The sequence below is a fragment of the Microbacterium esteraromaticum genome, assembly GCF_014084045.1.
Taxonomy (GTDB): Bacteria; Actinomycetota; Actinomycetes; order Actinomycetales; family Microbacteriaceae; genus Microbacterium; species Microbacterium esteraromaticum_D.
Genome location: NZ_CP043732.1, coordinates 2,265,008 through 2,280,907, shown reverse-complemented (window position 1 = coordinate 2,280,907; position 15,900 = coordinate 2,265,008). Strand labels below are relative to the sequence as shown.

At 68.4% G+C, this 15,900-nt stretch carries 24 protein-coding genes; 6 read left to right on the top strand and 18 right to left on the bottom strand.

The features are described 5' to 3' along the window. Positions 1-555: a Dps family protein gene (locus FVO59_RS10765; RefSeq protein WP_182252635.1), complete on the bottom strand. Its 555-nt coding sequence runs from the start codon at positions 553-555 to the stop codon at positions 1-3. A 129-nt stretch (positions 556-684) separates the two neighbouring features. Between FVO59_RS10765 and FVO59_RS10760 the strand changes: the two genes are divergently transcribed. Further along, complete coding sequence (locus tag FVO59_RS10760; RefSeq protein ID WP_182252634.1) at positions 685-1,251, top strand: 1-acyl-sn-glycerol-3-phosphate acyltransferase; 567 nt, start codon at positions 685-687, stop codon at positions 1,249-1,251. A gap of 7 nt (positions 1,252-1,258) precedes the next feature. Continuing rightward, positions 1,259-1,732, top strand: coding sequence for a GNAT family N-acetyltransferase (locus FVO59_RS10755; protein ID WP_182252633.1), 474 nt, complete (start codon positions 1,259-1,261; stop codon positions 1,730-1,732). 7 nt (positions 1,733-1,739) lie between these two features. Here the strand turns inward: FVO59_RS10755 and FVO59_RS10750 are convergent, their stop codons facing one another. The 7 genes from FVO59_RS10750 to FVO59_RS10720 form a co-directional block, all read right to left on the bottom strand. Next, entirely contained in the window at positions 1,740-2,309 is a 570-nt protein-coding gene (locus FVO59_RS10750) for an alpha/beta fold hydrolase (protein WP_182252632.1), read from the bottom strand. 97 nt (positions 2,310-2,406) lie between these two features. Next, a complete protein-coding gene (locus FVO59_RS10745; RefSeq protein WP_182252631.1) occupies positions 2,407-3,099 on the bottom strand; it encodes a cation efflux transmembrane domain-containing protein in 693 nt (230 codons plus the stop codon). Then, complete coding sequence (cmtR, locus tag FVO59_RS10740; RefSeq protein ID WP_182252630.1) at positions 3,096-3,455, bottom strand: Cd(II)/Pb(II)-sensing metalloregulatory transcriptional regulator CmtR; 360 nt, start codon at positions 3,453-3,455, stop codon at positions 3,096-3,098. Before cmtR ends, FVO59_RS10745 begins: the two co-directional genes overlap by 4 nt. A gap of 66 nt (positions 3,456-3,521) precedes the next feature. Then, positions 3,522-4,124, bottom strand: a complete 603-nt coding sequence (locus tag FVO59_RS10735) for a dihydrofolate reductase family protein (protein WP_182252629.1) — start codon at positions 4,122-4,124, stop codon at positions 3,522-3,524. A gap of 47 nt (positions 4,125-4,171) precedes the next feature. Next, positions 4,172-4,336 carry a hypothetical protein gene (locus tag FVO59_RS10730; RefSeq protein ID WP_182252628.1) on the bottom strand — a complete coding sequence of 55 codons (165 nt, stop codon included), beginning with the start codon at positions 4,334-4,336 and terminating at the stop codon, positions 4,172-4,174. Between the two features lie 29 nt (positions 4,337-4,365). Continuing rightward, complete coding sequence (locus tag FVO59_RS10725; protein ID WP_259363168.1) at positions 4,366-4,809, bottom strand: hemerythrin domain-containing protein; 444 nt, start codon at positions 4,807-4,809, stop codon at positions 4,366-4,368. Between the two features lie 19 nt (positions 4,810-4,828). Further along, positions 4,829-5,653, bottom strand: coding sequence for a DNA-formamidopyrimidine glycosylase family protein (locus FVO59_RS10720; RefSeq protein ID WP_182252626.1), 825 nt, complete (start codon positions 5,651-5,653; stop codon positions 4,829-4,831). 147 nt (positions 5,654-5,800) lie between these two features. On the opposite strand from FVO59_RS10720, the gene FVO59_RS10715 reads away from it, so the two are divergent. Next, positions 5,801-6,190, top strand: coding sequence for a barstar family protein (locus FVO59_RS10715; protein ID WP_182252625.1), 390 nt, complete (start codon positions 5,801-5,803; stop codon positions 6,188-6,190). 72 nt (positions 6,191-6,262) lie between these two features. Here the strand turns inward: FVO59_RS10715 and FVO59_RS10710 are convergent, their stop codons facing one another. From FVO59_RS10710 to FVO59_RS10690, 5 genes are all read right to left on the bottom strand, one after another. After that, positions 6,263-6,811, bottom strand: a complete 549-nt coding sequence (locus FVO59_RS10710; RefSeq protein ID WP_182252624.1) for a GNAT family N-acetyltransferase — start codon at positions 6,809-6,811, stop codon at positions 6,263-6,265. 167 nt (positions 6,812-6,978) lie between these two features. Further along, entirely contained in the window at positions 6,979-7,509 is a 531-nt protein-coding gene (locus FVO59_RS10705; RefSeq protein ID WP_182252623.1) for a VOC family protein, read from the bottom strand. A gap of 81 nt (positions 7,510-7,590) precedes the next feature. Beyond that, entirely contained in the window at positions 7,591-8,115 is a 525-nt protein-coding gene (locus FVO59_RS10700) for an AraC family transcriptional regulator (protein ID WP_259363167.1), read from the bottom strand. Between the two features lie 204 nt (positions 8,116-8,319). Further along, positions 8,320-9,393, bottom strand: a complete 1,074-nt coding sequence (gene ychF / locus FVO59_RS10695; protein ID WP_182252621.1) for a redox-regulated ATPase YchF — start codon at positions 9,391-9,393, stop codon at positions 8,320-8,322. A 52-nt stretch (positions 9,394-9,445) separates the two neighbouring features. Beyond that, positions 9,446-10,189, bottom strand: a complete 744-nt coding sequence (locus FVO59_RS10690; RefSeq protein ID WP_182252620.1) for a class I SAM-dependent methyltransferase — start codon at positions 10,187-10,189, stop codon at positions 9,446-9,448. Between the two features lie 60 nt (positions 10,190-10,249). Between FVO59_RS10690 and FVO59_RS10685 the strand changes: the two genes are divergently transcribed. Continuing rightward, on the top strand, positions 10,250-10,843 hold the full coding sequence (locus FVO59_RS10685) for a 3'-5' exonuclease (protein ID WP_182252619.1): 594 nt from the start codon (positions 10,250-10,252) through the stop codon (positions 10,841-10,843). 38 nt (positions 10,844-10,881) lie between these two features. Here the strand turns inward: FVO59_RS10685 and FVO59_RS10680 are convergent, their stop codons facing one another. Together FVO59_RS10680 and glpX are read right to left on the bottom strand one after the other, a co-directional pair. Then, a complete protein-coding gene (locus FVO59_RS10680; RefSeq protein ID WP_259363166.1) occupies positions 10,882-11,160 on the bottom strand; it encodes a hypothetical protein in 279 nt (92 codons plus the stop codon). Between the two features lie 105 nt (positions 11,161-11,265). Continuing rightward, positions 11,266-12,252: a class II fructose-bisphosphatase gene (gene glpX / locus FVO59_RS10675; protein ID WP_182252618.1), complete on the bottom strand. Its 987-nt coding sequence runs from the start codon at positions 12,250-12,252 to the stop codon at positions 11,266-11,268. Positions 12,253-12,434: 182 nt separating this feature from the next. Between glpX and fbaA the strand changes: the two genes are divergently transcribed. Beyond that, complete coding sequence (fbaA, locus tag FVO59_RS10670; protein ID WP_182252617.1) at positions 12,435-13,463, top strand: class II fructose-bisphosphate aldolase; 1,029 nt, start codon at positions 12,435-12,437, stop codon at positions 13,461-13,463. A 61-nt stretch (positions 13,464-13,524) separates the two neighbouring features. Here fbaA and FVO59_RS10665 read toward each other — a convergent pair whose 3' ends face one another. The 3 genes from FVO59_RS10665 to FVO59_RS10655 all read right to left on the bottom strand — a co-directional run bounded on the left by FVO59_RS10665 (position 13,525) and on the right by FVO59_RS10655 (position 15,261). Then, entirely contained in the window at positions 13,525-14,025 is a 501-nt protein-coding gene (locus FVO59_RS10665; protein ID WP_182252616.1) for a COG4315 family predicted lipoprotein, read from the bottom strand. Between the two features lie 76 nt (positions 14,026-14,101). Continuing rightward, on the bottom strand, positions 14,102-14,758 hold the full coding sequence (locus tag FVO59_RS10660) for an anti-sigma factor family protein (RefSeq protein ID WP_182252615.1): 657 nt from the start codon (positions 14,756-14,758) through the stop codon (positions 14,102-14,104). Continuing rightward, on the bottom strand, positions 14,755-15,261 hold the full coding sequence (locus tag FVO59_RS10655) for a sigma-70 family RNA polymerase sigma factor (protein ID WP_259363165.1): 507 nt from the start codon (positions 15,259-15,261) through the stop codon (positions 14,755-14,757). Before FVO59_RS10655 ends, FVO59_RS10660 begins: the two co-directional genes overlap by 4 nt. A gap of 84 nt (positions 15,262-15,345) precedes the next feature. Here FVO59_RS10655 and FVO59_RS10650 point away from each other — a divergent pair, with 84 nt between their 5' ends. After that, the gene (locus tag FVO59_RS10650; protein ID WP_182252613.1) at positions 15,346-15,831 is read left to right on the top strand and encodes a DUF2231 domain-containing protein; all 486 of its coding nucleotides are present in this window, start codon (positions 15,346-15,348) and stop codon (positions 15,829-15,831) included. Positions 15,832-15,900 lie beyond the last annotated feature (69 nt).

Sequence of the window (15,900 nt, the reverse complement as noted above, 5' to 3'; positions counted from 1 at the left end):
TCACCTCGCGGGCGTGCGGTTCTCGGCGCTCACCATCCAGGCGAACTGCTCGAGCTTCTCGATGATGCCGTGCAGGATGTCGGCCGACGTGGGGTCCTCTTCGTCGACCTGGTCGTGCACGTCGCGCATGGTGGCCACCGTGGCATCCAGTCGTTCGGTGATCAGGTCGATCGTGTCGGTGGTCGACACCTCCCCCGTCGGGAAGGCGGGCAGGGTGGTCGCCTTCGCGACCGTCGCGGTGCGCCCGTCGGGCACGGCGTGCAGGGCGCGCATCCGCTCCGCGACCTCATCGCTGAACTCTCGGCTCGCCTCGATGATCTCGTCGAGCTGCCGGTGCGTATCGCGGAAGTTCCGGCCGACGACGTTCCAGTGCGCCTGCTTGCCCTGAAGCGAGAGCTCGATCAGGTCGACCAGCACCGCCTGCATGTTCTTCGTCAGCTCCGCTGAGGCGGTGAATCCGCTCTCGGCGTTCTGGCGCGGTGTCGTGGTCACGGCGGCGGACTTCTTGCCGCCTGTGCTCTTCTTCGTCGACGTGCTGCTTCGCTTCTCTGCCATGCGTATCACCTCATCCGTTCTGCGCCCGCGCTGTGGACGCGTCGCGAACGTAGCACCGCGGCGCGAGGCCCGCCGAGGGGGTTGATTTGCATGCCGTGCTGAGTATGGTCGCTCCCTTAGCGTTGAGGGATGCTTCGACGTGTCATCGCGGGTGTGTTCTGGACGTTCAGCCGCTGGACCCTGCGCTCGGAGCCGGCGCCGCAGCGCCCGACCGTGCTGATCGGCGCCCCGCACACCTCCAACTGGGACTTCGTGCTCATGCTCGCTATCGCCTGGCGCCTCGGCATCGAGGTGCGCTGGCTGGGCAAGAAGAGCCTGTTCGACGGCTGGCGACGACCCGTCATGCGCGCGCTGGGCGGCATCCCGGTCGACCGCGCCGACCCGGGGCGCGTGGTCGACGACGTCGTCGGAATGGTGCGCAAGGGCGAGGTCTTCGGCCTCGTGGTCACGCCGGACGGCACCCGACGCGGGCATTCGCACTGGAAGTCGGGCTTCTACCGCATCGCCCGTGAGACCGGGATGCCCGTGACCCTGGGCTACGTCGACCGCACCACGCAGACGACCGGTCTGGGACCGACCTTCGAGCTGTCCGGCGACATCCCGGCCGACATGGACCGCATCCGCGCGTTCTACGCCGACAAGGCCGGTCTTCGGCCGGAGCACAGGGTCGAGCCGCGCCTGCGCGAAGAGGGATGATTGGGGCATGGCATCCCCCGACGTGCAGTACGCCCCTATCTCGACCGACGATGCCGGCGAGGTGCTGACCCTGCAGCGGGCTGCCTTCGTGTCGGAGGCGCAGATCTACGGCAGCGTCGACATGCCTCCTCTCACGCAGACCCTCGACGCGGTGCGGGCCGAGCTCGCCGACTGCTACGGCTGGACGGCGCGCCTCGACGGCAGGCTCGTCGGGGCGCTGCGCGGGCGGATCGACGGCGAGCTGCTGCTCGTAGGCAGGATCGCGATCGCACCCGACATGCAGGGCGAGGGCATCGGCCGCGGCCTGCTCGACGCGGCCGAACGCGGCAGCGGCGCATCTCACTCTGAGCTGTTCACGGGCAGTCTGAGCGAAGCCAACATCCGTCTGTACGAGAGCTGCGGCTACGAGATCAGCGAACGCGTGCCGCAGGACGGCGGAACAGAACAGGTGTTCATGCGCAAGCGCCTGCGCACGGGCTGACCGCCCGTCAGTCCCAGTCGAGGTACTCCTCGATCACCACGGCTGTCTCGATCGGGTGCGTGGCGACGAAGAAGTGGTCGGCCCCGGGGATGCGGGTGATCGTCGCGCGCTCGGGCGCGGTCGCCCGCAGTGCCTCGGCGTTGGCGGCGGGAGTGACGTCGTCCTTCTCGGCCTGGATGATCAGCACCGGGATGCCGGGGGCGAGGTCGATCTGCTCGTCTTCGACGCCCAGCATCAGCAGTCCGTTGACCCGCTCGGGATGCTCGACGGCGAAGGTGCGTGCAATGGTGCTGCCGGCCCCGTGTCCGCCGATCCAGGTGTCGGCGATGCCGAGGTCCTCGATCACTGCGGCCGCGTCCGCTGCCCGGTCACCGGCGGTGATGCCTTCGGCAGCAGCGCGGGAGCCGATGCGCACGACGCGGAATCCCGCTTCTTCGGCCAGGTAGTGCGAGATGACCCCGAGGCCATCGGCCTCGAGACTGCGATTCGTGACCAGCACGAGCGTGACGGGTCCTTCACCCTCGTCGACGAAGGGGACGGCGCGGCCTTCGGGCTCGAAGATGCTGGGCTGGGTCACGATGCGTGCTCACTTCCGTTCTGCGGTCGGCTCGAAGCGGCCGTCTTCCAGATTACCGGGGCGCGCCTTGGCACCGCATCCGAGCCGACGCCCGTCCTCATCGCCCGGGTGCGGCGCAGCATCCGTCGTCGCAGCCGTGCGGCGCCCGCTCTCCGGTCAGCACCGAGACGGGCGCCGCGCAGCAGTTCTCGCCGCGCCATGCCTCAAGGCCTTCGCGCACGGCGACGACCGCGATCACCAGAGCCGCCACCGAGTCGGCCCACGCCCAGCCGAGCAGGCTGTTCAACAGCAGACCGGCGAGCAGCGCAGCCGAGAGGTAGGTGCAGATGAGAGTCTGCTTCGAGTCCGCGACCGCCGACGCCGAGCCCAGTTCACGACCTGTGCGTCGCTCGAACCAGCTGAGCAGCGGCATGACGACGAGGCTCAGCGCGGCGAGCACGATGCCGACCGGCGAATGCTCGGGCTCGCGCAGCCCCACCAGAGACAGCACGGCATCGACGCTGACGTAGGCGGCGAGCGCGAAGAAAGACACGGCGATGACGCGCAGCGCCACCTTCTCGCGGCGCTCGGGGTCTGGCGCGGCGAACTGCCAGGCGACCGCCGCGGCCGACAGCACCTCGACGATCGAGTCGAGTCCGAATCCGATCAACGCCGTCGACGACGCGACGCCGCCTGCGATGAGCGCCACGACGGCCTCGACGAGGTTCCAGGCGATCGTGATCGCGACGACGATGCGCACCCGTCGGCGCAGCACGTCTCTGCGTGATGGGGCGACCAGTTCGAGCGTCATGACACCGTCTTGTCGTCGCAGCATCCGGGAATCGGACACGTCGGGTCGATGCAGGTGGCGCTCTCGTCGACGGCGAGCGTGGTCTCGACGAGTGCCGTGAGGCCTGCGGCGAGATGAGGATCGCTGATCTCGTAGCGTGTCTGCCGCCCCTCGGGCTCGGCGACGACGATGCCGCAGTCGCGAAGGCAGGCGAGGTGGTTCGACACGTTGGAGCGCGTCAGCCCGAGGTCTCGTGCCAGCGCGGCCGGATAGCCGGGCGCGTCGAGGAGCGAGATGAGGATGCGTGAGCGAGTCGGGTCGGCCATCGCGCGGCCCAGCCGGTTCATGGCCTCCAGTCGGGATGCGATGGTCAGCATACGCTGACTATACAGCACCCGATGAACCGTTGCACCTCGGGCTGGGGTGCGCGGCAGCTCACCTGATCATCTGTCCCGCGTGGCGCTGCTTCGCTGCGCCGTCGATCCGCCGGCTGTGTAGTGCAGCATGGTGAAGCCGTTCTCGAAGACGCGACTCGCGACCAGCTGCAGGTCGAGAGTCACCTCTTCGGGGAGAGCGCGCAGGCCACCGCCGAGGATCACAGGCACGATGAAGAAGCGGAAGTCGCGCACGAGACCGGCGCGGATCGCCGGTGCCGCCGTCGTGGGACCGAAGATCTCGACCTCACCGGGTGCGGCGTCCGCTGTCCGCGCGATCTCGTCTACGGTGAGGTCGGATACCAGCCTGTGGTTCTCCAGCGTCAGGTCCCCGGGTGTCAGCGTCGATGAGGCCGCGATGATGTCGAGCGCCTGCCACCGTCTGGCGAACTCGCTCTCGTCGTCACCCCAGTCCTCGCCCGCGGGTTCCGACTCCCAGTAGTGCATGAGCTCATAGGTGCGGCGCCCGAGGATCTCGGTCGAGATGGCCGCCATGCGCTCGACGTGGAACCGGAACACCTGTTCGCTCGGCGCGCCGAACTGGAAGTCGCCATCGGGTCCGGCGGCGTAGCCGTCCAGCGAGACGGTGGCAGTGAAGCTCAGGGTTCCCATGCCTCATGGTCGCGCCGCTGCACCGAATGCGCAATCGTCCTCGCGGATCAGGGGCGGTGCTCCCTGTGGTCCGACACGTCGGGCTCGGCGCGCAGTGCGTCGGCGATCTCCTCCTCGGGGCGCGGAGCGATCGTCTCGTCGTCTTCCAGCGTCGGCACACTCGATTCGTCGGGCTCAGGGACGTGCGGAGTGCGCGGGTCGTTCTCGGTCATAGTCGCTCCCTCTGGCGACGGGCGGGCGCTCATAGCGGCCCGAGCATCTGGCGTGAATCGGCGTCGAGTTCGAGCGTGTCCAGCACGTGAAGCAGCTGACGCTCCTCGTACCGGAAGTGGCTCTCCATGATCGCGGCGAGTCCCTCGAGGTGCCGTGCAAGGTCCGCCGGCGCGGCGTGAGAGTCGACCGCGGTCTGCAGGCCGGCGATCAGGTGCGACATCATCGCATGATCCTGTTCGAGCTTGCGCAGGGTCTCACCCAGCTGCGGATGCTCGGCCACGATCGCCGGGAAGAGCTCACGGTCCTCGGCGAGATGATGCCCACTGAGCGCGGCGCAGAACCCGTGGCAGAACAGCAGCAGATCACGGCTGGCCGCCCGCGTCGGCTCGCCATCGGCGAGCGCCTGCCGCGTGAGAGCCAGGGCCTGGCGCAGCCGCGCGTGCACCGCCTTCAGCTCCTCGCTCCAGGCCACGATGCGTTCCGTCTCCCCCTCAGCCATCGACGCCCTCGGACTGGCAGCGCGGACACGACTGCGCAGACGCCCCGGCGAACGTCTGGTCGACGATGATGGTGCCGCACACAGGACAGGGCTCTCCTCCGCGACCGTGCACGGCCATGGCATCCACTTTCGCCTGCTTGAGGTGCTCTGGTGAAAGGCCACGCCGTTGTTCGACCGCTCCGCGCATGACGTCGAGCGTGGCGTCGAAGAGACGCGCCCTGGCGTCCGCGCCGAGTGCCGCGGCATGCACGGCGAGCGGCAGCCGCGCTCTATGGAGGATCTCGTCGGAGTAGGCGTTGCCGATGCCCGCGAGCGATGCCTGCTCCTGCAGCAGGGCCTTGATCTGCTTGCGGCGGGTGCCGAGAGCGCGCTCCAGGTCGTCGCGGGTGAACTGTGGGGCGAGCGGATCGGGGCCGAGCGCGGCGATGCCCGGGACGTCGGGCGGCGAGTCGACGATCGAGATGGTGACGCCGAGGAAGTCACCCCGGTCGATGATCTGCGCCACCGCCCCATCATCGAGTGCGATCCGAGCGACCTCCGGAACGGGCCCCTGTGCGTGGGCATCCCCCGCCGACTGCCACCGTATCCACCCGTTGCGCCCGAACCCGATCATCAGCCAGCCGGCGCTCGTCTCGATGCCGACGTGCTTCCCGAAGCGACGTGCCCCGCTGACAGTCGCGTCGATCAGCGTCTCCGGCGGCCGGGCTCGCGTCTTGACGACTCGGAACTCGGCGATGTCGACCGCAGCGATGACGCGGCCGATGATCCGCTCGTCGATGAACTCCACGAGCGCCTGGACCTCCGGAGACTCGGGCATGCATCGATCCTCGCACCGAGAGCCGAGTTCAGCCATCCCCGATGGGCTCACCGCGATCGCCCGCTGTGTCCTGCAGGCAGAATGGTGGAATGAGCCTGTGCCTGCGGCGGGCCGCAGCAGATCCGTCGCGTCTACTGAGGAGAGCGGATGGTCGACGACGCATCCCGGGTCTTCCGCATCGAAGGAGACCGCATCGACACGATCGACGACCTGTACGCACAGCTCAACGCTCTCCTGATGGCGGATGAGGACTGGACGCTGGGATCGAGTCTGGACGCGCTCGATGACGTGCTTTATCAGTTCGACACGAATGGCGCGGTCTTCGTGTGGGCAGATCACGAGCACAGTCGCGAGAGCCTCGGGCTCGCGACGACGCGGCGCTGGCTGGAGGACAAACTCTCCCGACCCGATATCTTCAATGCGCAGGGCATCCGGCATCAACGGGATGCCCTGCTGCGCGGCGAGGGCAAGACCTACTTCGAGATCGTCCAGGAGATCTTCGCCTCGCACCGGAACGTTCGACTGGAACTGCGCTGAGACGACTCCGATGCGTGCGCGGGAGCGCGATGAAGCGGAAATCCACCACACTCCATCAACGTCGGTGTGACGTCACCATGCTCGCCCGCGAAGATCGATCTCCCCGTCCGGCCATTCCATCGACGCACTCAGCGGGAAGACGAGGAGCGGCTGCCCCGGTGGGTCCGCCACAGGCAGTCCGGCCCGATCGATCGAACGCTCAGCAGCGAACACACGCGTCCAACCGCAGGACTCGTAGAACGGCACGACCTCTTCACGGCATCCGAGATAGCCGAAGTCGATGCCACCGGCAAGGCGCATCGACTCCACCGCTCGGCTCATCAGCCGCTCGCCGAGGCGCACGCCACGTGCGCTTTCCGAGACCAGCACTCCGCCAACGCCGGCGACCACCACGATGCGCTCCCCTACGGTGATCTCCCGCCGAGCCCAGCCGACGTGCCCGACGATGACATCGCCAGCACACGCCATCACGTGCACGTCGTGCGGCGCGTACCCGTATGGCTGCTCCGGATGCCACATGCCGAAGTCCTGCGCGTACTCGCCATCGAACAGCCTGCGAACGCGCGTCACGTCGTCGAACGTGAGCTCCGAGTGCGGCACGACGCGGATCAGTGGACTCATCGGCTCCATCCTGCGGTGGGAGCGCGTTTCGGCTCGCTCCGCTCGCTCAACGACCGGGCTTCGGATCACACGTTGAACCGGAACTCCACGACGTCGCCGCACGGACCAACCTCCCGCAGGGAAGGCGTCCCGGCGACGACTTCTCCGCGACACCTGCGACGCGCCCCTCAGGCCTTCGGGTCGCGCAGGGCGGTCATCGCCTCGAGCAGCGTGTCATGGATGTAGGCGAGCTCGGGTGAGATCTCACCCCACCCCTGATCACCGCCCTCTGCCGTCCACTCGCTCTCACTGTCATCGGCGTCCCGGACCGCATCGCCGTGCTGCCAGATCCACCAGAGGTTTGCACTCGAATCCTGCACCCGAGCGAACTGCGTGCCGAAGAAGTCGGTGGGTGTGGTGACCAGGCGGCCCCCGCGCGCGAGAGCCCGCTCCAGCACAGCGTCGAGGTCATCGACATAGACCTGAAGCAGGCTCGGAGTGAAGGGCCAGTTCGGCTTGCGCTCCGCGAGCATGATGGTGGTGGTGCCCACTCTCACCTCGGCCTGAAGCAGAAGGCCGTCGTCATCGACGGTGCGTGCCTCCGCACGCTCCTCGCCGCCGAAGACTTCGATGACGAACCGGGTCACATCCTCGGCGCCCGTCGTGATGATGAATGGGTTGACGGTGGCGTAGCCCTCGGGGGCGGCGGGAATGGGCATCGTCTGCTCCTCTGCTGATCGTGAATGCGATGCCCTCAGTTCACCACCGGATGACTGCCTCGGTATTGAATATTTCCGCCATCATCGACCGGACAACACCTGGGCCGGTGTCTGGCCGTGGAAGGCCCTCAGCGAACGAGTCAGGTGAGCCTGGTCGGCGAAACCGCAGCGCGCAGCGCACTCCGTCGGCGGGACGCCCTGCAACAGCAGGGCAAACGCTTCACGCGCTCGCGACAACTGCTCTATCTGCTTGCGCGTGAGCCCTGTCGCGGCGCGGACTCGGCGCTGACGGTGTCTTTCCGAGTAGCCCGCGTCTTCGCCGGTGAGCATCCGCCTGACCTGTTCGTCATCGCGCAGCACATCGAGCTCAAGAAGACGATCAGTGAAGCTCTCGAGGTCCTCGAACTCCGGGAATCGTATTGCATGCTGCCCGATTGTGACCTTTCCCGCTCGGACGAGGAGGCGCTGCTCGCCGCCGCGCAGGAGCAGCTTGCTCACTCCTGGCAGGACCGCGTGAGCCTTCAGCTGGATGCCCCAGCTGTGCTCGCCGACCGTAGAGCGGATCCAGCGGTGCCCCAGGGTCGGACCTGTCAGGCCGGCGAGCACCTCACCATCCGACTCGCGGGCGAACCACAGATCCCAGTACTCGACGGCCGGAACGAGGTAGCGCTCATCTCGCGACGCCCGCGCCTGCCACACACACTCCAGCACACGCGAGTCGGGGTGACGTTCCTCGTACATGCGTTCCGCTCGCAATCGATCACTGCGAAACCAATGTAGTCGCTGCGAGTCGGTGCGCCGCCAGAGTGCTCAGTTGTTGAAGCGGAACTCCACCACGTCGCCATCTTGCATGACGTAGTCCTTGCCCTCGAGGCGAGCCTTGCCCTTCGCACGAGCCTCTGCGACCGACCCGGTCTCGACGAGGTCCTCGAACGAGATGACCTCGGCCTTGATGAAGCCCTTCTCGAAGTCGGTGTGGATCACACCAGCCGCCTGCGGCGCCTTCGCCCCCTGGGGGATCGTCCATGCCCGCGATTCCTTGGGCCCGGCGGTGAGGTAGGTCTGAAGGCCGAGGGTGGCGAAGCCGATGCGCGCGAGCTGGTCGAGACCCGATTCGCTCTGACCCGTCGCCTCAAGCAGCTCCTGCGCGTCTTCCGGGTCGAGGCCGATCAGCTCGGACTCGATCTTGGCGTCGAGGAACACAGCCTGCGCCGGCGCGACGAGAGCCTCGAGCTCGGCCTTCTTCGCCTCGTCGGTGAGCACCGATTCGTCGACGTTGAACACGTAGATGTAGGGTTTCGCCGTCAGCAGCCCGAGCTCCTTGATCGGCGCGAGGTCGAGACCGGCGGTCGAGAGCAGCTGACCGCGCTCGAGGGCATCCTTCGCGGCGTTCGCCGCCTCGAGCACCGCAGGATCAGTCCTCTTCTGCTTCACTTCCTTCTCGAAGCGCGGCAGAGCCTTCTCGATCGTCTGCAGATCGGCGAGCATCAGCTCGGCGTTGATGGTCTCCATGTCACCCTTGGGGTCGACGGTCCCCTCGACGTGCACGACGTCGTCGTCCACGAAGCCGCGTACGACCTGAGCGATCGCATCCGCCTCGCGGATGTTCGCCAGGAACTGGTTGCCCAGCCCCTCACCCTCGCTCGCGCCGCGCACGATGCCGGCGATGTCTACGAACGACACCGTGGCGGGCAGGATGCGCTCACTGCCGAAGATGCCGGCCAGCACCTGCAGACGCGGATCGGGCAGGTTGACGACGCCGACGTTCGGCTCGATCGTCGCGAACGGGTAGTTCGCCGCGAGCACGTCGTTCTTGGTCAGCGCGTTGAAGAGGGTGGACTTGCCGACGTTCGGCAGCCCGACGATTCCGATAGTGAGAGCCACGAGAGACGAGTCTACCGGCGCGACCGGTCGCCTCCGGATGCCTCGGGCTCGGTCAACCGGCGCGCAGCGACCGGAACGCTGAGGTGACGTACGGCACGTCGACGGTGCCGTCGCCGTGCAGCCCCAGCTCGTCGAAGAGCTCGTCCATCTGCCGCCGTATCTCGCCTCGCTCGCCCTCGCTCGCGGTGATCAGGTGGCTGCGGGATGCCGCCATGCGGTGCAGCTGCTCGCGCGTCATCGGGCGCACCCACTCCCACCTCTCGCTCTCGAGCTCGCCGAACGGGGATGCCACCGTTGGCCCGCCCGCGTCGAGCATCTCCTCCGCGGCGCTCGCGTTCATGACCGCGGTGAGCCGGCGCACCCAGTCGACCCGGTTGTCGCGGGCGTTCCAGATCAGCCCGAGCGTTCCGCCGGGGCGCACCGCCCGTCCGATCTCAGCCGACGCCGCGACGGGATCGACCCAGTGCCAGGCCTGCCCGAGCACGACGGCGTCGACACTGGCATCCGGAAGGGGAAGGGACTCGGCCGTGCCGACGAAGGTCGGCACACCCGGCACGGCCTCGCGCAGCTTCGCGAGCATCGCCGCATCCGGATCGACCGCGACGACCTCGGCATCCTTCGCCTCGGCGACCACCCGGGTGAGCTTGCCTGTGCCCGCGCCGACGTCGACGAGACGCCGCGCACCGGAAGGAAGACGATCGAGCATCCACGCGACCGCCTCGAACGGATAGTCGGGCCGGGCAGCCTCGTAGTTGTCGGCCTCGGCACCGAAGGAGGTCGCTCGTGAATCGCTCATGTTCGCCAGCCTACGGCGAGTCTGCGGCGCGTGATCCGGCTGCCGGGAGATGGTGGATCCGTGCCCCTGGATTTCACCGCGATCGACTTCGAGACCGCGAACTCCAGCCCCGCCTCCGCCTGTTCCGTCGGACTCGTGCGCGTGCGCGACGGGAAGGTCGTCGCGCAGACCGGCTGGCTGATCCGGCCTCCCGCAGGCCACGACGAGTTCAACGAGTGGAATGTGCGCATCCACGGCATCCGTCCGCAGGACGTCATCGGGGCCGCCACCTGGGCCCAGCAGCTCGACCGGCTCTGCGGGTTCGCCGGCGCCGACGTGCTCGTCGCGCACAACGCCGGGTTCGACCTCAACGTGCTCCGTCGAGCCTGCGAGGCCACCGGCCTCGACGCGCCGCCGTATCGCTCGCTCTGCTCACTCGCCGTGGCTCGGAAGACCTACAGCCTCGACTCGTACCGCCTCCCCCTGGCCGCAGCCGCGGCGGGGTTCGGCGAGTTCTCGCACCACGACGCACTGGCCGACGCCCGCGCCTGCGCCCAGATCGTGATCGATGCCGCGCGTCGCGCCGCGGTGCACGACATCGACGAGCTCGGCGAGGCGCTCGGAGTGGCCCGTTCGGCGCCGCTGATCATCGAAGCCGCACGGGCCGTCGCCTGACGCGCGATGCCAGGACGGGCCGCTTCGATGAGGTGGGCTCAGGCTCCGCCGGGAACCCAGGAGAGCAGTGCGATGACCACGCTCGAGCTCGCCAGGAACGCACCGATGAACCACCAGGAGCTGAGCTCGTGACCCTCCTCGCGGCGCACGCGGAACAGCACGTCCGTACGACGAGCGGGATCGAACCCGGGCTGCACGGCCGCCTTCGCCTGCTGCGCGGCCATGATCTGCTCCTCCGTGACCCGCACGATGCGGCCGGTCTTGGTGGTGACGTGCTGCGCGCGGCTGGAACTCTCAGACGGCTCGTTCGATGACATCCCGAGCACTCCTCTTCATGACCATGCCGACGCGCTGATCACGCCGGTACCCGCCCATTCTGCCAGCGGTCGCCGCGAATCGCGGTATGCAGGAGGATGCCCGCGTCAGAGCCACTTCGACACGAGGTGATCCGACGTGATGCGACGGAGGGTTCCGGACGCACCGCGAAGCACGATGCTCTCGGTGTACAGGTAGTTGCCCTCGCGGCGCACTCCGCGCACGAGCTGGCCGTCGGTGACTCCCGTGGCGACGAAGATCGTGTTGTCGCCCTTCACCAGGTCATCCGCCTCGTACACCTTGTCCATCTCGAGCCCGGCGTCGATGCCGCGCTGGCGCTCATCGTCGTCGCGCGGCCAGAGCATGCCCTGGATGTGCCCGCCGAGCGCCTTGATGGCGCAGGCGGTGACGATGCCCTCAGGGCTGCCGCCGATGCCGACGCACATGTCGGTGCGGGCGTTGTGACGCGCCGCGTTGATGCCGCCTGCGACGTCGCCGTCGCTCATCAGGCGGGTGCCGGCACCGGCCTCGCGGATCTCGGCGATGAGCTTCTCGTGACGGGGACGGTTCAGCACCGACACCACGACCTCGTCGACCGGCTTGCCGAGCGCCTTGGCCAGCCGGCGGATGTTCTCGCCGATGGGCTTGCGGATGTCGACGACGCCGACGCCCGCAGGACCGGTGACGAGCTTGTCCATGTAGAACACGCTTGAGGCGTCGAGCATCGTGCCGCGGTCGGACACCGCGAGCACCGACAGCGCGTTCTGACGCCCCTCGGCGGTGAGGGTGGTGCCGTCGATCGGGTCGACGGCGATGTCGCATTCGGGCCCGCGTCCCGTGCCGACGACCTCGCCGTTGAACAGCATCGGCGCGTTGTCCTTCTCGCCCTCGCCGATCACGACGCGGCCCTGAAAGTCGACGGTGCCGAGGAAGGCGCGCATGGCGTCGACGGCCGCACCATCGGCCTCCTCCTTGGCGCCGCGACCGATGAACGGCACCGCGCGGATCGCGGCCGCCTCGGTGGCGCGCACGAGTTCCATCGCGAGGTTGCGGTCTGGGCGGAGGGGACTGAGATCGGCTGTGAGGCTCACCATGCCGGTCAGCATAGTGACGAATCGCGACGGAAATCGGGAGTTTTCATGATTCGGGCACGAAGAAACAGCGGTTCTTGCCGCGTGATAAAGATACGGCCTCGGGCCGGGGTAACGACGGCGGAATCCGCTCCCCTCCGGGCTAAAGTGAGCATGCACCCCGACCGACAGAAGCAGGAGAACTCATGCCCGTCGCCACTCCGGAACAGTACGCAGAGATGCTCGACCGCGCGAAGGCCGGTGGCTTCGCGTACCCCGCCTTCAACGTCTCGAGCTCGCAGACGATCAACTCGGTGCTGCAGGGCCTGACCGAGGCCGGCTCCGACGGGATCATCCAGGTCACCACGGGCGGTGCCGACTACTTCGCCGGGCACACGGTGAAGGCCCGCGCCACGGGCGCCCTCGCCTTCGCCCGCTACGCGACCGAGGTAGCCAAGAACTATCCCGTGACCGTCGCGCTGCACACCGACCACTGCCCGAAGGACGCCCTGGCGGGCTTCGTCGAGCCGCTGATCGCAGCGTCCGAGGAAGAGGTGAAGGCGGGCCGCAACCCGATCTTCCAGTCGCACATGTGGGACGGATCTGCCGTGCCGCTCGATGAGAACATCGAGATCGCCAAGGAGCTGCTGCCGCGCATCAAGGCCATCAACGCGATCCTCGAGGTCGAGATCGGGGTCGTCGGCGGCGAGGAGGACGGCGTCGCGCACGAGGGATCGAACGAGGCGCTGTACACCACCTTCGCCGACGTCGACCAGGCGATCCAGGCGCTCGGCCTCGGCGAGCAGGGCCGCTACATCGCCGCGCTCACCTTCGGAAACGTGCACGGCGTGTACAAGCCGGGCGGCGTGAAGCTGCGTCCGGAGCTGCTCGGCGAGATCCAGGCCGAGGTCGCCGCCAAGTACGGCACCGGCCCGAAGCCGCTCGACCTCGTCTTCCACGGCGGCTCGGGGTCGAGCGACGAGGAGATCGCCCTCGCCGTCGCGAACGGCGTGATCAAGATGAACATCGACACCGACACGCAGTACGCGTACACGCGTGCGATCGCCGACTACATGTTCAAGAACTACGACGGCGTGCTGAAGGTCGACGGCGAGGTCGGCAACAAGAAGCAGTACGACCCTCGCGCGTGGGGAAAGATCGCCGAGTCGGCGATGGCAGCTCGTGTCGTCGAGTCGACCCGCCAGCTCGGCTCCTACGGCCAGTCCCAGAGCTGACCGACCCTGACGACGAAGAGGGATGCCATGGACCGCGGTCCACGGCATCCCTCTTCTCTTCTCAGTCCGCCATCCGCTCGCCGGCCGGGCTCAGCACCCACCAGACGTCCTGCACGCCCTGGCCTTTGACGTCTCCGGCCGCGCTGTCGCCGGCGAAGTAGTACAGCGGCCAACCATTCAGCGTGACCTGCTTCTCGCCGTCTGCCGTCTCGATCGTGGCGAGCTCGCCCGTGACCCCATCGCCCTCCGGCTCATCGCCGGCGGCGATCAGCGGCGGCCAGTTCTGCAGGCAGGCGCCGGTGCAGGCGCTCGTGTCGCCGCCCTGGGTGTCCTTGTCGAACATGTACAGCGTCATGCCCTCGCCGTCGACGACAACCTCGCCGAGCGAGGTCTCAGCGACCATGACATCGGCTCCGGATGCCGCGGGCTCCGAGGCCTCGCTCGACGGGGCGCCGTATCCCGAGTCAGGGCCCTCTGACGCAGGTCCCGTGGTGCCGGGACTGCTGCAGCCGACCAGCATCAATGCGAGGGCGATGCCCCCGATCGCGAGTGCCTTGCGCATGATGACATCCCTTCGTCCGTTCGTCCGGACGCGGCGCCCGGACTCCCCCGTGACACGAGACGCAGGGCCCGCCGGTTCAGCCGAATTCGTGCCGCACCACCACTCGTCCGTCGGCGTCGCGGATCTCGATCGCCCTGATGTCGGACTTCGCCAGTGCCGTCCCCGCTGACAGCCGAGCCGTCGCGCCCGGTGTCACCGTCCAGTTCGAGAGCATCGTGGTCTCGCCGTCTGGGCCGACCACGGCGAGCGCGTAGGCTCCCCGCACGCCGTACCGGGCGGTGCCGTCGTACTCGCACTCCACGTCGAGCTTCGTCCCCCATGGCACGGCGGTGACCGCCACCGACGCGGTCACGGGTGCGCCGTCGACGGGCGCGAGCGCGATCGCCTGGGGCGGTCGCGGCATCAGCGCCGACACCGAGACGACCGTCGCCACGACGACGGCAGCCGCTGCGGCTGCCGTCCACGCGCCGATGCTGCGCCGTCGCCGACGCCGCTCGCGCGCAGCGGCGAGCACGCGAACGGGTCCGTCGTCTCCGGCATCCGTCACCCGCTCTGCGTCGTCGGCGCCGAGCCGCGACAGCAGCGCGACCGTCGGCCCGAGCTCGGCCACGGCGTCCCTGCAGCGTCGGCACCCGGCCAGGTGCCGCTCGTACTCCGCGCGCTCCGCGTTCGACAGCGCGCCCAGAACGTAGGCGGCGTCCCACGCCGCGTACCGTTCGTGCTCAGCGTTCACCGGGTCACCCCTCTCTCCTGCAGTGCGAGGCGCAGGGCTCGCAGTCCGTAATGCATCCTCGACTTGACCGTGCCCTCCGGGATGCCCAGCTCCGACGCCGACTCCGCGACGGATCGTCCCCGGTAGTACGCCGCGACGACGACGTCTCGATGCTCGGCGCTCAGCGTGGCCAGGGCGTCCTGGATCAGCAGGGAGTCGAACAGACGATCGGTCTGATCGTCTGCGACCCGTTCCGGCGGCTCGGCGACCGTGCTCTCGTGGCGCTGGCGGGCGCTGCGGGCCTCGTCGATCACGAGATGCCTGGCGACCGTGATCATCCACGCGCGCGACGTCGCCGGATCCTGTTCGAGAATCCGGGGCGTGCGCCAGGCACGCAGGAGCGTCTCCTGAACGACGTCATCGGCTCCCCCTCCCCTGCCCGTGATGCTCACGACGTAGCGCCGGATCGGACCTGCGTGCAGCTCGTAGAGCGCGGTCAGCCGCTCATCGTCCTGTCGTGTCACGGATCGCCTCCTCACGAGGGAAACGAGGCGGAGAGGCCTGCGGTTCACCGTGAACCGCAGCGGTGCGCACACCGTTCTCTTCGTATGGACATCTTCGCCGACTCCGACGCGTTCCGCATCGCAGGTCTGCCGCTTCATCCGCTGCTCGTGCACGCCGTGGTGGTGCTCACGCCGCTGACGGCGCTGGCCGTCGCGATCGCGGCCGTGTGGCCCTCGGCCCGCCGACGGCTGGGCTACGCACCGCCCGTCGCCGCTCTGCTGGTCGCGGGGCTCGTGCCGATCACAGTCCTGGCCGGCCAGGAGCTGGCCGACACCGTCGGCGAGACGCCGGCGATCGAACGCCACGAGGAGCTGGGACTGATGCTCATCCCGTGGACGATCGCGCTGCTGATCGCGTCCGTCGCGGTCGCGGTGATCGACCGGATGCCACCGGCGCGGCGCCCGACGCCCCTCACGCGCGCCGCCGCGATGATCGTGCCCGCTCTCGCGGTGGTCACAGCCGTCGGCACGATCGTCGTGACGGTGCTCACCGGGGATGCGGGGGCCCGAGCCGTCTGGGAGGGCGTCTGAGCGCTCACCCGTCGGGGCGGGCATCCGTAGCCGATCGGATGATGTGCACCCCCTTGCCCCGTTCGTAGC

Coding starts and splice junctions, on each gene's coding strand:
- FVO59_RS10755 (WP_182252633.1), top strand. CDS start 1,259: ATGGCATCCCCCGACGTGCAGTACGCCCCTATCTCGACCGACGATGCC.
- FVO59_RS10735 (WP_182252629.1), bottom strand. CDS start 4,124: ATGGGAACCCTGAGCTTCACTGCCACCGTCTCGCTGGACGGCTACGCC.
- cmtR (WP_182252630.1), bottom strand. CDS start 3,455: ATGCTGACCATCGCATCCCGACTGGAGGCCATGAACCGGCTGGGCCGC.
- FVO59_RS10760 (WP_182252634.1), top strand. CDS start 685: ATGCTTCGACGTGTCATCGCGGGTGTGTTCTGGACGTTCAGCCGCTGG.
- FVO59_RS10765 (WP_182252635.1), bottom strand. CDS start 555: ATGGCAGAGAAGCGAAGCAGCACGTCGACGAAGAAGAGCACAGGCGGC.
- FVO59_RS10665 (WP_182252616.1), bottom strand. CDS start 14,025: ATGCGCAAGGCACTCGCGATCGGGGGCATCGCCCTCGCATTGATGCTG.
- FVO59_RS10650 (WP_182252613.1), top strand. CDS start 15,346: ATGGACATCTTCGCCGACTCCGACGCGTTCCGCATCGCAGGTCTGCCG.
- FVO59_RS10720 (WP_182252626.1), bottom strand. CDS start 5,653: ATGCCCGAGTCTCCGGAGGTCCAGGCGCTCGTGGAGTTCATCGACGAG.
- FVO59_RS10680 (WP_259363166.1), bottom strand. CDS start 11,160: ATGTCATCGAACGAGCCGTCTGAGAGTTCCAGCCGCGCGCAGCACGTC.
- glpX (WP_182252618.1), bottom strand. CDS start 12,252: ATGGTGAGCCTCACAGCCGATCTCAGTCCCCTCCGCCCAGACCGCAAC.
- FVO59_RS10715 (WP_182252625.1), top strand. CDS start 5,801: ATGGTCGACGACGCATCCCGGGTCTTCCGCATCGAAGGAGACCGCATC.
- FVO59_RS10690 (WP_182252620.1), bottom strand. CDS start 10,189: ATGAGCGATTCACGAGCGACCTCCTTCGGTGCCGAGGCCGACAACTAC.
- FVO59_RS10705 (WP_182252623.1), bottom strand. CDS start 7,509: ATGCCCATTCCCGCCGCCCCCGAGGGCTACGCCACCGTCAACCCATTC.
- fbaA (WP_182252617.1), top strand. CDS start 12,435: ATGCCCGTCGCCACTCCGGAACAGTACGCAGAGATGCTCGACCGCGCG.
- FVO59_RS10745 (WP_182252631.1), bottom strand. CDS start 3,099: ATGACGCTCGAACTGGTCGCCCCATCACGCAGAGACGTGCTGCGCCGA.
- FVO59_RS10710 (WP_182252624.1), bottom strand. CDS start 6,811: ATGAGTCCACTGATCCGCGTCGTGCCGCACTCGGAGCTCACGTTCGAC.
- FVO59_RS10730 (WP_182252628.1), bottom strand. CDS start 4,336: ATGACCGAGAACGACCCGCGCACTCCGCACGTCCCTGAGCCCGACGAA.